The following is a 13,965-nucleotide window of genomic DNA, read 5'->3' on the forward strand; positions in this document are numbered from 1 at the left end:
CACTCCATGGTGGATCAGTCAGGCTGTGCGTGGGACCGGAGGGAACGGAAAGGAGGCCGTGGCCCCCTTCCCGTTCTTCCTAGCGGTAGAGGTCGGGCTTGGCGTTCAGCTTCACGGTGACCTTTTGACCGTTCTTCTGCGCCTCGACGCCTGCCTCGCAGCAGGCGGCGGTGGCGTACCCGTCCCAGGCGGTCGGGCCGCCGATTTCACCGCGCAGGGCGGCGTCGACCCAGGACTGGATTTCGACGTCGTAGGCGGCGCCGAAGCGCTCCTCGAAGCCGGGGGTGACGTTGCCGCCCCAGTGTCCGTTGCTGCGGGTGTAGGGGCCCTTGTCCCCGCCGATGCTGACGATGCCGTCCTCGAAGGAGGCCTGGGTGGCCACTTCGTAGCCGAACTTGGCGTTGACGTAGATCTCGACGTCGGCCAGGACGCCGGATTCGGTTTCGAGCAGAACGTGCTGCGGGTCGTGCTGGCCGGCGGGGGCGTTCCGGGTGGCCTTGCCGAGGCGGACCTGGACGGAGGTGATTTCCTCGCCGGTGAAGTAGCGGATCGCGTCGAATTCGTGCACCACGGAGTCGTTGATCAGCATCTCGTTGGTAAAGCCCGGCGGGGTGGTCGGGTTGCGGTGCTGGTGGTGCAGCATGAGCAGCTCGCCGAGCTCGGAGTCGCGGATGATCTTGCCGAGGGCGGCGTATTCGGCGTCGAAGCGGCGCATGAAGCCGACCTGGATGCGCTGGTGGCCGAGCTTTTCCTCGGCCTGGACGATTTTCCAGGCCGACCCGGCATCCGGCGTGAGCGGCTTCTCGCAGAGGATCGGGATGTCCTTGGCGATTGCCTTGAGCAGGATCTCCTCGTGCAGGAAGCCGGGGGTGGCGATCAGGACGGCGTTGACGTCGCCGTTGTTGAGGGCCTCGTCGGCATCGGCGAGGGCGACGGCGCCCGGGATGCCTTCGATAGCGGCCTGGGCGCGGGCGAGGTCGACGTCGACGACGGCGGCAACTTCCGCACCGTGGATGCGGGTGTTGAGCCGCTGGATGTGGTCTGCGCCCATACGGCCGGCGCCAATGACAGCTACGCGGAGGGTCTTGGTCATGGTCTTGTCCTCAGTTCTAGTTGACGTCTAGTTGACGGCGGTGCGGGAGCCGCAGGAGAGCAGGTAGTTGCGGGTGCGCTTGGCGATCGGCATCGGGACGTCGAACGCGACGGGGTACATGTCCTGTTCCACAATGCCAAAGATCGGCCGGTTCAGCGCCTCGACGGCCTCGATGACGGCGCGCAGGTCCGGCAGCCCGTTCGGCGGTTCGGTCATCACGCCGGCCAGGTTGGCGGCGGCCCAGGTCATGTTCTCCGCATTGACCTTCCTGAGGATGTCCGGGTTGATCTGCTTGAGGTGCAGGTAGCCGATCCGGTCCGGGTAGTTCTTGATCAGCTCCAGGCTGGAGGCACCGCAGTATTCGGCGTGGCCGGTGTCCAGGCACAGGTTGAGGTACTTGCCGTCCGTGGCGGCGAGCAGGGTCTCGATGTCCTCCTGCGCACCGACATGCGAATCGGCGTGCGAGTGGAACTGCTGCTTCAAACCAAAGTCCTCCAGCAGGGTCTTGCCGAGGCGGTTGTGCCCGGCAAAGAGGTCGGCCCAGGCCTTCTCGGTGAGCTGGCCGCTTTCCACCGCTTCGCCGGTGACGTCGTCGCGCCACATCGCGGGGATGACCACGATGTGTTCGCCGCCCATCGCGGCGGTGAGTTCGGCGACCTTGCGGGCCGGTTCCCAGGCGGATTCCCACTGGTCCAGGCCGCGGTGGAAGGCGGTGAACACGGTGCCGGCCGAGATCTTCAGATCGCGGGCCTTGAGCTCCTCGGCGAGCCGGGCGGGGTCGGTGGGCAGGTAGCCGTAGGGGCCCAGCTCGATCCACTTGTAGCCGGATTCGGCCACCTCGTCCAGGAAGCGTTCCCAGGGGGTCTGCTTGGGGTCATCGGCAAACCAGACGCCCCAGGAGTCCGGCGCGGTGCCGATGATCAGCTTGTTCTCAGTCATGACAGCGTTGTCTTTCTTGTTCGGGCCGGGATTAGTTGGACGGGAAGTTGTAGGAGGCGCCGGAGGCGTGCGTCGGCTCCGGCCAGCGGGAGGTGACCACCTTGCCGCGGGTGTAGAAGGAGACGCCTTCGGGGCCGTAGATGTGCTTGTCGCCGAAGAGCGAGGCCTTCCAGCCGCCGAAGGAGTGGTGTGCCACCGGCACGGGCAGCGGCACGTTGATGCCGATCATCCCCACGGTGACGGAGCGCTGGAACTTGCGGGCGTTGGCGCCGGAGGAGGTGAAAATGGCGGTGCCGTTGCCGTAGGGGTTGGCGTTGATCAGGGCGATGCCGGCGTCGAGGTCCTCAACCCGGACCACCACGAGGACAGGTCCGAAGATTTCCTCGCTGTAAGCGGTCATTTCGGTCTTAACGTGGTCCAGGACGGTGGGGCCGACCCAGAAGCCGTCCTCGTGGCCGGGGACGACGAGGTCGCGGCCGTCCACCACCATGGCGGCGCCGGCGGTTTCGGCTTCGGTGACGATCCGGACAATGCGTTCCTTGGAGGCCGGGGTGATGACCGGGCCCATTTCGGCGTCGGGCGCGGTGCCGTTGTTGACCTTGACGGCGAGGGCGCGTTCCCGGACCTTGTCGACCAGCACGTCCGCGGCGTCACCGACGGCGACGGCGACCGAGATGGCCATGCAGCGCTCCCCGGCGGAGCCGAAGGCGGCGGCGGCGAGGTGGTCGGCGGCGTTGTCGAGGTCGGCGTCGGGCATGACGATGGCGTGGTTCTTCGCGCCGCCGAGGGCCTGGACGCGCTTGCCGTGGGCGGTGGCGGTCTCGTGGACGTACTTGGCGATCGGGGTGGAGCCGACGAAGGAGATGCCGTCGACGTCCGGGTGGGTCAGGAGGCCTTCGACGGTTTCCTTGTCGCCGTGCAGGACCTGGAAGACGCCGTCGGGCAGTCCCGCGTCCTTCCACAGCTTGGCCAGCAGCATCGAGGCGGAGGGATCACGTTCGGAGGGCTTGAGGATGAAAGCGTTCCCGGTGGCGATCGCCATCGGCGCCATCCACAGCGGCACCATGACTGGGAAGTTGAACGGCGTGATGCCGGCGACGACGCCGAGCGGCTCGCGGAAGGAGAACACGTCGATCCCGGTGGAGACCTGATCCGAGTAGTCGCCCTTGAGCAGGGTGGGGATGCCGCAGGCGAACTCGATGACCTCCAGGCCCCGGCCGATTTCGCCCTTGGCGTCGGAGAGGACCTTGCCGTGCTCGGCGGTGATCAGCTCGGCGAGGTCGTCCACATGGGCCGCGACGAGCTCACGGAACTTGAACAATACGGCGGTGCGCTTGGCGAGGGAGAAGTCGCCCCAGCTGTCGGCCGCGGCGCGGGCGGCGGCGACGGTGGCGTCCAGGTCCGCCCGGTTGGCCAGCCGCAGCTCTGCGGTGACGGCGCCGGTGGCCGGGTTGTAGACGGGCTGGGTGCGGTCCCCGGCGCCTGCGGTTTCGGCGCCGTTGATGAAGTGGTGGATGGTCTTGGTGGTGGTGAGGGTGGTCATCAGAATGTCCTTGGGGGTTTGGATGCTGGGTGGCTCAGGGGGCCGGGGTCAGCCGAGCAGCTTGCGCTGGTGGCTCTTGTGGTCGATGTAGGTCTGGAAGGCCTGCTTGGTGGAGTCGAGCTCGGAGACCTGGGAGACCGGGACGTCCCACCAGGACTCGGAGCTGGGGGCGTCCAGCAGCGGGTCGGATTCGACGTGGATGAGGATCGGGCCGCCGCGCTCGGGGGCCGCCTTGGCGTCCCGGACGGCCTGTTCGAGTTCGGCGATGACCTTCTCCCCCGGTTCGATCCGGATCACTTTCACGCCGAGGCTTTCGGCGTTCAGGGCCAGGTCCACCGGGAGCCGGTCGCCGTCGTCGAAGCTGTGGTGCTCCTCGTCCAGGGCCCGGTACTGGGTGCCGAAGCGCTGGGAGCCGAGGGACTCGGAGAGCGAGCCGATCGAGGCGTAGCCGTGGTTCTGGATCAGGACCACGATCAGTTTGATCCGTTCGGCGACGGCGGTGACGAGTTCGGTGTGCATCATGAGGTAGGAACCGTCGCCCACCATCACGACGACGTCGCGCTGCGCGCCGCCCTTCGCGGCTTCGGCCAGCGCCGCGCGCTTGACGCCGAGGCCGCCGGGGATTTCGTAGCCCATGCAGGAGTAGGCGTATTCGACGTGGTAGCCGAACGGGTCCCGGACGCGCCACATCTTGTGCAGGTCGCCCGGGAGGGAACCGGCGGCGCAGATGACCACGTCCGCCGCGTCCATGGCCCGGTGCGTGGCGCCGATGATCTCGTTCTGGGCCGGCAGCGGGGTGAAGCGGGTGTTGAAGGCCTCGTCGACGGTGGCGTCCCAGCGGGTCTTCTCGGCAGCGATCTGCTGCTCCAGGTCCGCGCCGATCCGGTAGCCGCCCAGGGCCTGGTTGAGCTTGACCAGCGCCTTGCGGGCGTCGGCGACGATCGGAAGCGAGGTGCCGTGCTTGTAGGCGTCGATCGCGGCGACGTTGATGTTGATGAACAACACGCCCGGGTTCTGGAACGCGGTCCGGGATGCGGTGGTGAAGTCCTCGTAGCGGGTGCCGATGCCGATGATCAGGTCCGCGTCGGCGGCGATGGCGTTGGCCGCCGTCGTGCCGGTGGAGCCGATGGCGCCGAGGGAGAACTTGTGGTCCCAGGGCAGGACGCCGACGCCGGCCTGGGTGTTGCCCACCGGGATGCCGGTCAGGTCGACGAACTTCGCGAGTTCCTCGTTGGCGTAGGCGTAGAGGACGCCGCCGCCGGCGATGATGAGCGGGCGCTTGGCGGCGCGGATGGCCTCGGCGGCGCGGCGGATGTCCTCGTCGTCGGCGTCGGGGCGGCGGATCCGCCATTCGCGTTCGGCGAGGAATTCCTCGGGCACGTCGAACGCCTCGGCCTGCACGTCCTGGGGCAGCGAGATGGTGACGGCGCCGGTCTCGGCCGGGTCGGTGAGCACGCGGAGCCCGTGGTGGAACGCGGAGAACAGCTGCTCGGGCCGGGTCACCCGGTCGAAGAACTTGGACAGCGGACGGAAGGCGTCGTTGACCGTGATGTCGTAGCCGTGGGGCTGTTCGAGTTGCTGCAGGACGGGGTCCGCGGCGCGGGTGGCGAAGGTGTCGCTGGGCAGCAGGAGCACGGGCAGCCGGTTGGTGGTGGCCAGGGCCGCGCCGGTGAGCAGGTTCGAGGAGCCCGGGCCGATCGAGGTGCTGATCGCGAAGGTCTGCCGGCGGCGGGTGTGGCGGGCGTAGCCGACGGCCTGGTGCGCCTGGGCCTGTTCGTTGCGGCCCTGGTAATACGGCATGATCGTCGGATCGAGCTGCTGGTACTGCTTGAGGGCCTGGCCGACGCCGGCAACATTGCCGTGGCCGAAGATCCCGAAGGTGCCTGGGATCAGCCGCTCGCGGTAGTCCTGGCCGCCGATCGAATCGACGGTGTACTGCTTGGACAGGTATTCGACGACGGCCTGGGCGACCGTCATTCTGCGTGTTCCTGGGGCAGTTCTCGTTGCCATGGGAAGTTACTCCGATGCTTCTGCGGTGCGGGTGGATTCGGTGTGGTGCAGCAGTGTCGCCGCGGTCGCCACGGCGCCGGCGACGTCGCCGTCGTGCGGGTAGAGCAGGGTCCGGCCGACGGTCAGTCCCTGGACGCCGGGCAGCGCGAGGGCTGCCTCCCAGCTCGCAAAGACGTCGTCCTGGCTGCTGTCCGGGTCGCCGCCGAGGAGCACGGTGGGCATCGTGGTGGCCGCCATGACGCGTTCCATTTCGGCCACGACCGGGAGTTTCATCCAGGTGTAGGCGCTGGTGGAGCCCAGGCCCTCGGCGATCGCGACGGACTTGATGACCGCGTTGGTCGAGAGGTCGTTGCGGATCCTGCCGTTTTCCCGGACGGAGAGGAAGGGTTCCACCATGGCGATGAGCTTGCGTTCGGCGAGGGAGTCGATGGCTTTGGCGGTGGCTTCCAGGGTGGCCACGGTGTCCGGGTCGCTGAGGCAGATGCGGGTGAGCATCTTGCCGCCGTCGGCGCCCAGCGCTTCCAGGGCCGCGGCCGTGTGGCCGGTGAAGCGGTCATCGAGCTCGTTGACGAGGCCGGAGAGGCCGCCGCGGTTCATCGAGCCGAAGATGAGCTTGCCGTCCAGCGCCCCGAGCAGCAGCAGGTCGTCCATGATGTCCGGGGAGGCGAGGACGCCGTCCACGTCCGGGTTGGCGAGCGCGATCCGGAGCCGGTCCAGGAGCTGGCGGCGGTCGGCCATGGCCACGGGGTCGTTGCCGACCGCGAGGGCACCGCGGGCCGGGTGGTCGGCAGCGACAATGAAGTTTTGTTTGCCGGCTTTGGGGCCGGGGTGGCGGCGGCGCGCCTTCGCGGCGCGGGCGATCGCGTCCGGGTCTTCGAGCCGGATGGTGCTCAGGTGCTCGTAACGGCGGGGATCATCGTCCACCGCGGCGGAGGCGGAGGCGGGATTGAGGCTCACAGGGTTGCTCCTTCGGTGGAGTAGGTTCCGGGTACCAGCCGGCCCCGTTCGGCGAGCAGCGTGGTGACCTCGTCCGGCGTCGGCATGGCGTCGGCGCAGGAGAGCCGGGACGCGACCAGCGCGCCGGCGGCGTTGGCGAAGTCGAGGACCTGGGCGAGCGGCCAGCCGGAGAGCAGCCCGTGGCAGAAGGCCCCGCCGAAGGAGTCTCCGGCGCCGAGGCCGTTGACGGTTTCCACCGGGACGGGAGCGGACACGACGCGTTCGGTGCGGGTCTTCGCCATCACGCCTTCGGGGCCGAGCTTCACGACGGCGATTTCGACGCCGGCCGCGAGCAGCCGGTCCGCCTGCTCGTCCGGGGTGCCTTCGCCGACGGCGACGGCGCATTCCTTGTCGTTGCCGATCGCCACGGTGACGTGCGGGAGGATTTTGGCGACCTGTTCCCGGGCTTCTTCTTCGGAGGCCCAGAACATCGGCCGGTAGTCGAGGTCCAGGATGGTGTACTGGCCCGGCTTCAGCCCGGTGCGGGGCCGGGCCTCGTGGGCTTTGAGGTGCGCGGTGCGGCTGGGTGCCTGGCAGAGGCCGGTGACGGTGGACCAGAAGATGCCGGCGTCGCGGATGGCGTCCAGGTCCAGTTCCTCGGCCTTGATCTGCAGGTCGGGTGCCGTGGGGAAGCGTCCGTAGAAGTAGAGCGGGAAGTCCTCCGGCGGCTTGATCGCGCAGAACGTGACGGCGGTGGGCCATTCCTTGACGGCGGTGACAAAGGAGTCGTCGACGTTGAACTTGCGCAGTTCGCGGTGCAGGTATTTGCCGAAGGCGTCGTCGCCGGTGCGGGTGATGACGGCGGTGCGGCGGCCATGGCGGGCAGCGGCCACGGCGACGTTGGACGGGGAGCCGCCCAGGTATTTTCCGAAGGACGTGACATCCTCCAGATCCACCCCGATGTCGTTCGGGTAGATATCAACGCTGATGCGCCCGATCGTGAGCAGTTCGTGGGTCACGGTGATCGTGGACCTTTCTGGTGTGAACTCTGTACCTTTACACAGCCTGAGCTTCGGAGCTTGGCGGGCTGGCGTGAGCCGGGCCACATCCACTACTTTGCCTTAGAATCCATGTACTGTCAAAGGTTTGTACTGACATATTTACAACGTGACACAGAGTGCCGAATTGGCCCCGCCACGTGGCCGCCCCGATGGGGGGCCAGGGCGGCTTTCGGCGAGGTCCGGCGACGCTTCCGGCGAGGTCCGGCCGGACCCTGCGGCTAGTTGCCGGGGACGCCGAGTTCGCCGGTGACGTACTGGGCCCGGCCAAAACCGAAGGACCAGTCGCCCGCCGAGTTCTCGACATACCCGATAAACACGTCCTCGCCGGCAATCCCCGCAGCCTCCAGATTGGCGGCGACCGCAGCAAAGAGCGACTGCTTCGCCTCCTGGCTGCGCCCGGCCTGGGTGAAGATCTGGATCATCACCACGTCCGGGGTCCGCTCAAATCCGAGGCCGGCGTCCTGGGCGATGATCTGGCCCTGCGGATGCTCGGTCAGGACGTGGAAGTAGTCGCGCTCCGGAATGCCGTATTCGGCCAGGACGGCTTCGTGGATGCTTTGGCTGAGCGCCCGGAGCTGTTCGGGACTCCGGCCCTGATTGACATCGATTCGCACGAGAGGCACTCGCTGCTCCTTCAGTAGTTTGTCCTGACATACTAACAAGCTGCACGAAGACGGCGCAAGCACCACCCCCACCAAACCAACGCGGGGTCACATCGCGCCCATCCCGAGGGGGCGGATGGGCGATAAGTGACCCCGCGTTGGGCTATTGCGCAGGCCCGCAGCCGGGAGTAGCGTTAACAACCTAAAGGTTGATCAATGTATCGGTTGATTAGTTCATTGGTCAGCAGCTGGATAACCGAATCCGCGACGAGGAGGTGGGCCACCCAGTGGAAGAACGCGACGACGGCATGCTCGACGCGGCGTTTCTCGCCCTGGCCGACCCGGTCCGTCGCCGCATCATCTCCCGGCTCAGCCGGGGTCCGGCCACCGTGAATGAACTGGCGGAACCTTTCGCGATCACCAAGCAGGCGGTCTCGAAACACATCCAGGTCCTCGAGCAGGCCCAGCTGGTCACGCGCACCCGTGATGCCCAGCGCCGGCCCGTCCACCTGAACCCCGCACGGCTGGAGGCGCTCACCGCATGGATCGACCAGTACCGGCTGGTCCGCGAGGGGCAGTTCCGCAGCCTTGATGCTGTGCTCCACTCAAACGCCGCGGCACGCGGCACGCAGGCAAAGGACTCATCATGACCAACGCCCTGAAACTCAGTGTCCCGGAGGGGCTGCCCTTCATCGACTTTGAGCGAGAGTTCGATTTCCCCGTCTCCGAGGTCTTCCGGGCCCACAAGGAACCCGAACTCATCGCCCAGTGGCTCGGGCCACGGAGGATGACGATGGACCTCGACCACTACGATTTCCGCACCGGCGGCAGCTACCGCTACACCCACATCGCGCCGGACGGCGCCCGCTACGGCTTCAACGGCCTCTTCCACACCGTCCGGGAAAACGATTTCGCCATCCAGACCTTCGAGTTCGACGGCTACCCTGACGTGGTCAGCATCGAATTCCTGACCTTCGAGGATCTTGGCGGCGGCCGCACCAGGCTCACGGCACACGCGGTCTATCCCAGCATGGAGGCGCGCGACGGTATGGCCCAGTCCGGCATGGAGGGCGGGGTGTCCGAAGGGTACGAGCGGCTCGAGGAACTCCTCGCCGGCGCGAAAGTTTGACCCGCCGCGCACGCGGACGGCGGCGCAGGCGGCCAGCAAAGTACGACGGCGGCAGGTCCCCCTCCCCGAAGAGGGGGACCTGCCGCCGTCGTACTTAAACAGCAACGCGGGGTCACTTCGGGTCCATCCCAAGGTGTGGGACGGGCCGGAAGTGACCCCGCGTTGTTTGGTGGTGCTGGGAGCCTAGAGGGTGGCGAAGACTTCGCGCAGAAGCTTGGCGGTCTCGGACGGCGTCTTGCCGACCTTGACGCCGGCGGCCTCAAGAGCTTCTTTCTTGGCCTGGGCGGTGCCCGCGGAACCCGAGACAATGGCGCCTGCGTGGCCCATGGTCTTGCCTTCCGGAGCGGTGAAACCGGCCACGTAGCCAACAACCGGCTTCGTGACGTGTGCCTTGATGTAGTCAGCGGCACGTTCTTCGGCGTCGCCGCCGATTTCGCCGATCATAACGATCGCCTTGGTCTCGGGGTCAGCTTCGAAGGCTTCGAGAGCATCGATGTGGGTGGTGCCGATGACCGGGTCGCCGCCGATGCCGATGGCGGTGGAGAAGCCCAGGTCGCGCAGTTCGTACATCATCTGGTAGGTCAGGGTGCCTGACTTGGAGACGAGGCCGATCGGGCCCTTGCCCGTGATGTTGGCCGGGGTGATGCCGACGAGGGCCTCACCCGGGGTGATGATGCCGGGGCAGTTCGGTCCAATGATGCGGGTGACCTGCTTTCCGTTGGCGTCGACCTTGGACTGCGCCAGTGCCCAGAACTCGGCGGAGTCCTGGACCGGCACGCCTTCGGTGATGACGACGACCAAGCCAATGCCGGCCTCGATGGCCTCAACGACGGCGTCCTTGGTGAAGGCCGGCGGCACGAAGACGATGGAGACGTCAGCGCCGGTTTCGGCCATGGCTTCCTTGACGGTGCCGAAGACGGTGATCTCCTTGTCGCCGTGCAGGACCGTGGTGCCGGCCTTGCGGGCGTTGACGCCGCCAACAACGTTGGTGCCGGCCTTCAGCATCAGGGCGGTGTGCTTGGTGCCTTCGCCGCCGGTGATGCCCTGGACGATGACCTTGGAGTCCTTGTTCAGATAAATAGACATAGTCGGGTCCCTTTACTTCGCTGCGTTGGCGAGCTCGGCGGCCTTGTCGGCGCCCTCGTCCATGGTGGCGGCCAGAGTAACCAGCGGGTGGTTGGCCTCGGCCAGGATGCGGCGGCCTTCCTCAACGTTGTTGCCGTCGAGGCGGACTACCAGCGGCTTGTTCGCGGAGTGGCCCAGCTCGGCCAGTGCACCGACGATGCCCTTGGCAACGGCGTCACAGGCGGTGATGCCGCCGAAGACGTTGACGAAGACGGACTTGACCTGCGGGTCGCCCAGGATGACGTCGAGGCCTGCTGCCATGACCTCGGCGGACGCTCCACCGCCGATGTCCAGGAAGTTGGCGGGCTTGACGTTGCCGTGGTTTTCGCCGGCGTAGGCAACAACGTCGAGGGTGGACATGACCAGGCCTGCACCGTTACCGATGATGCCGACGGAGCCGTCCAGCTTGACGTAGTTGAGGTCCTGCGCCTTGGCCTTGGCCTCGAGCGGGTCAGCAGCGTCCTTGTCTTCAAGGGTGGCGTGCTTGGGGTGCCGGAAGTCGGCGTTCTCGTCCAGGGAGACCTTGCCGTCGAGGGCAACGATGTCACCGGCGCCGGTCAGGACCAGCGGGTTGACCTCCACGAGGGTAGCGTCTTCCTTCTTGAAAACGTCCCACAGCTTCAGGATTACGCTGGCGACCTTGCCGCGCAGTTCCTCGGCGAAGCCCGCCGCGGCAACGATTTCGTCGGCCTTGGCCTGGTCGATGCCGACGGCCGGGTCGATTGCGATCTTGGCAAGGGCCTCGGGACGCTCAACGGCGAGCTGCTCGATTTCCATGCCGCCTTCAACCGAGCACATGGCCAGGTAGTTGCGGTTGGCCCGGTCCAGAAGGACGGAGAAGTAGTATTCCTCGGCGATGTCCGCGCCCTGGGCGATCATTACGCGGTGGACGGTGTGACCCTTGATGTCCATGCCGAGGATGTTGGTGGAGTGTTCAAAAGCCTCGTCGGCGGTCTTGGCGACCTTGACGCCGCCGGCCTTGCCGCGGCCTCCGGCCTTGACCTGTGCCTTGACGACAGTTACGCCGCCAATTTTCTCGGCAGCTGCCTTTGCTTCTTCAGGGGTGTGCGCCACGATGCCAGCAAGCACGGGTACACCGTGCGCCTCGAACATATCGCGCGCCTGGTATTCAAACAGGTCCACGGTTTAGTGTCCTTCTACGTCGAAGTAGTTTCTGTACAGCCGGACCCCACGTTATCGCGGTTACCGGGCTGCGGAATAAACGCACCTTGCGACTAGCTTGGAAACGAGCCACACGGCGCAATGCTCCTTTCGGAACTCTAGTCCTTTCTGGGGACCGGCCCGTTCCAGAGTACCCGTTATGTGAGTAAGGACACTATTCTATGGAGCGTAGAAAAACCGCTAGATTACGGGGTTTTTGGGGCCTCTGCAGCAGGCTGGGAGGCCCGTTTTCCAGCGTCGGAGATCAGTTCGTAATGGTCCCGCGAGACAAAGAAAGCGACGCCGGCGGAGACGTTTCCGCAGGCGACCCCGCCGTTGTAGGCCGAGCAGCGCAAGCCGTTACGCTCCAGGTTCTGGCCCTCGTCGAGGACCGGCAGTAGCGATATCGGGCCGGTCCGGCTCCCCTTGGACCCGGATTCCGCTTCCTGCTCTGTGACACCGGAGCGGCATTCGCCATAGCGGGCGGTGTCCGGTGTGAGCAGCGCCGCACCGCCAAGGTAGCCCAGACCGGTGCCGCCGCAGTCGTCCGCGATGTCCTTCGCCGCCGGCGGGGGGTAGGCCGCGAGTTCGCAGTGCGCCACGGGGACGGTCGCCAGCTTGTTGTTGGCGGAGTCCGAATAGCCGTTCTGCTCATAGGGCAGGTTCACGTGCTCGCCTCTGGCCGAGGTCAGGGAGCAGACCACGTTCCGGTCCGCGGTGACAAAGCTGAGCAGGTCTTGGCCCACCGCGTACTTCGCGGGGTCGACGACGGGCGCCAGGCTGAGCTGCTCGAGGGCAGGCAACGGTGCGGGTGGAACATAGTCCGGGTCCTTCTGCGTGATGGTGCACGCCGTGGACGCCAGCAGGAGGAAGGCGGCCAGGATCCCCAGAAGTGTCCGTCGCATGGGCTCCATTATGCCTGCAGGGACGCACTCGGTGCCCCGCCGGCGCCGACGGCCGTGCGACGGCCAGCCTCAGGCTCCGGTGACCGGTGTCCCACCGGAGGCGACGGCGGCTTTGATGACCTCGACGGCGGCGCCGACGCTGTCCTCCGCCTCGAACTGTCCGCCCATCGCCTGCGCCCGTGCACGCCAGGACGGATCGCCCAGCACGGTGTCGACGGCGGAACGGATGGCTGCGGCGCTGGGCCTCTCGGTCTTGAGGTTCACGCCGACGCCGGCGTACGCCACCCGGGCATTGACATCATTCTTGCCCTCGTTGAGTCCCGCCGTCACGAGCGGAACCCCGTGCGAAAGGCTCAGCAGCACCCCGCCGAACCCGCCGTTCGTGACGAAAACGTCGGTGAAGGGGAAGACCCGGGCGAAGTCGATGTAGTCCTCGACAACAACGTTGGGCTGCGGATACCTGCGCCTCAGTTCTTCGGTGCCCGCACCGCCGGTCGCCACGATGATGAGGGCATCCGTACCCTTCAGCGCCTCAATGGTGGGGACCATCAGCTTGGCCGGGTCCCTGTTGTCAACCGTTCCCTGGCTGACGACGACGGTCCGGCGGTAGGTCCCGGCCGCCGTCGGCCACCGGACGTCCGGTCGTTCGGCAGCGGCGGCTCCTGCGCTGGCGGCGCTGCCGGCTTCGGCTCCTGGCCGGTGTGGCAGCAGGGCGCCGACATAGTGGACTTTCGGATTGACGTTCCGCCGCGGGAAGTCCAGCGACGCGGTGCCCGTCTGGATGACCGCATCCGACCACCGGTAGGGCTCATCGGTGATGGGTTTTCCCCGCTCGGCGGGCAGTCCGTAGTTCTGCAGTTGCCGGACGTAGCTGATGCGGGCCGGTCTGGTGACGAACTGGTCCGAGACCAGCCGGGCACCGGCATGGAGGATCCTGTGGGCAGGGGTCCGCGCCGGGGCGAACCCGAAGAACATGGGGGGCACCAGCGGATCGCTTTCCATGTTCCCGATGGGGACGACGCTGACCACCGGCTTGCCCAGCACAACGGCCACGAGCCGCTGGATAAACATGGTGTTGTCGAGGACGACGACGTCGAACGGGAACCGCCGCTGCACGTCCCGGATGTCTTCGAAGAAATTGGTGACGTTGCCGGCGAAGATCCGTTCGCCGTCGAACCGGATGGCCATCGGCCCCTTGAGCTTGGCGCGTTGCGGGTAGAGCTCGTTGAGGTTGTCCCCAGTGTGCTCGATCGCGCGGTCGAAGGGGTAGTACGGGATGCCCAGCTCGCCCACTTTCCCGGCGAGGGTGCGGCCGGTATACCAGCCGACGTCGTGGCCCTCGTCCTGCAGGCGGACGCCAATGCCGGTCATGGGATTGAAGTGTTGTGTTCCGTCAACTTTAAGTCGGCCATTTCAGCGCTAAGAATCAGGCCACCGCGGCACGTTTCCAGGCCATTCCAG

The 13,965-nt window shown here is 66.7% G+C and carries 13 protein-coding genes; 2 read left to right on the forward strand and 11 right to left on the reverse strand.

The window, feature by feature from the left end; all coding sequences use genetic code 11:
* Positions 1-79: 79 nt before the first annotated feature.
* From BJQ90_RS01705 to BJQ90_RS01735, 7 genes are all read right to left on the reverse strand, one after another.
* Positions 80-1,093 (reverse strand): Gfo/Idh/MocA family protein, encoded by a 1,014-nt coding sequence (locus BJQ90_RS01705; RefSeq protein ID WP_226758578.1) that lies wholly within the window; start codon positions 1,091-1,093, stop codon positions 80-82.
* 27 nt (positions 1,094-1,120) lie between these two features.
* Positions 1,121-2,032 carry a sugar phosphate isomerase/epimerase family protein gene (locus BJQ90_RS01710; protein WP_226758579.1) on the reverse strand — a complete coding sequence of 304 codons (912 nt, stop codon included), beginning with the start codon at positions 2,030-2,032 and terminating at the stop codon, positions 1,121-1,123.
* 31 nt (positions 2,033-2,063) lie between these two features.
* A complete protein-coding gene (locus BJQ90_RS01715) occupies positions 2,064-3,575 on the reverse strand; it encodes a CoA-acylating methylmalonate-semialdehyde dehydrogenase (protein ID WP_226758580.1) in 1,512 nt (503 codons plus the stop codon).
* A gap of 48 nt (positions 3,576-3,623) precedes the next feature.
* The gene (gene iolD / locus BJQ90_RS01720) at positions 3,624-5,552 is read right to left on the reverse strand and encodes a 3D-(3,5/4)-trihydroxycyclohexane-1,2-dione acylhydrolase (decyclizing) (protein WP_226758581.1); all 1,929 of its coding nucleotides are present in this window, start codon (positions 5,550-5,552) and stop codon (positions 3,624-3,626) included.
* A 39-nt stretch (positions 5,553-5,591) separates the two neighbouring features.
* On the reverse strand, positions 5,592-6,542 hold the full coding sequence (locus BJQ90_RS01725; protein ID WP_226758582.1) for a deoxyribose-phosphate aldolase: 951 nt from the start codon (positions 6,540-6,542) through the stop codon (positions 5,592-5,594).
* Positions 6,539-7,540 carry a 5-dehydro-2-deoxygluconokinase gene (iolC, locus tag BJQ90_RS01730; RefSeq protein ID WP_226758583.1) on the reverse strand — a complete coding sequence of 334 codons (1,002 nt, stop codon included), beginning with the start codon at positions 7,538-7,540 and terminating at the stop codon, positions 6,539-6,541. The genes BJQ90_RS01725 and iolC overlap by 4 nt, the downstream gene beginning before the upstream one ends.
* Before the next feature lie 260 nt (positions 7,541-7,800).
* Positions 7,801-8,205: a tautomerase family protein gene (locus BJQ90_RS01735; RefSeq protein ID WP_226758584.1), complete on the reverse strand. Its 405-nt coding sequence runs from the start codon at positions 8,203-8,205 to the stop codon at positions 7,801-7,803.
* A gap of 287 nt (positions 8,206-8,492) precedes the next feature.
* On the opposite strand from BJQ90_RS01735, the gene BJQ90_RS01740 reads away from it, so the two are divergent.
* A complete protein-coding gene (locus tag BJQ90_RS01740; RefSeq protein ID WP_226758599.1) occupies positions 8,493-8,834 on the forward strand; it encodes an ArsR/SmtB family transcription factor in 342 nt (113 codons plus the stop codon).
* Complete coding sequence (locus tag BJQ90_RS01745; protein ID WP_226758585.1) at positions 8,831-9,313, forward strand: SRPBCC family protein; 483 nt, start codon at positions 8,831-8,833, stop codon at positions 9,311-9,313. The genes BJQ90_RS01740 and BJQ90_RS01745 overlap by 4 nt, the downstream gene beginning before the upstream one ends.
* 183 nt (positions 9,314-9,496) lie before the next feature.
* Here BJQ90_RS01745 and sucD read toward each other — a convergent pair whose 3' ends face one another.
* From sucD to BJQ90_RS01765, 4 genes are all read right to left on the reverse strand, one after another.
* Positions 9,497-10,399: a succinate--CoA ligase subunit alpha gene (sucD, locus tag BJQ90_RS01750; protein WP_226758586.1), complete on the reverse strand. Its 903-nt coding sequence runs from the start codon at positions 10,397-10,399 to the stop codon at positions 9,497-9,499.
* Between the two features lie 12 nt (positions 10,400-10,411).
* Complete coding sequence (gene sucC / locus BJQ90_RS01755; protein ID WP_226758587.1) at positions 10,412-11,581, reverse strand: ADP-forming succinate--CoA ligase subunit beta; 1,170 nt, start codon at positions 11,579-11,581, stop codon at positions 10,412-10,414.
* Positions 11,582-11,805: 224 nt separating this feature from the next.
* Complete coding sequence (locus BJQ90_RS01760) at positions 11,806-12,513, reverse strand: hypothetical protein (protein WP_226758588.1); 708 nt, start codon at positions 12,511-12,513, stop codon at positions 11,806-11,808.
* A gap of 60 nt (positions 12,514-12,573) precedes the next feature.
* Complete coding sequence (locus BJQ90_RS01765; RefSeq protein WP_226758589.1) at positions 12,574-13,875, reverse strand: glycosyltransferase; 1,302 nt, start codon at positions 13,873-13,875, stop codon at positions 12,574-12,576.
* Positions 13,876-13,965 lie beyond the last annotated feature (90 nt).

It is taken from the genome of Arthrobacter sp. SO3, assembly GCF_020532825.1.
Lineage (GTDB): Bacteria > Actinomycetota > Actinomycetes > Actinomycetales > Micrococcaceae > Arthrobacter.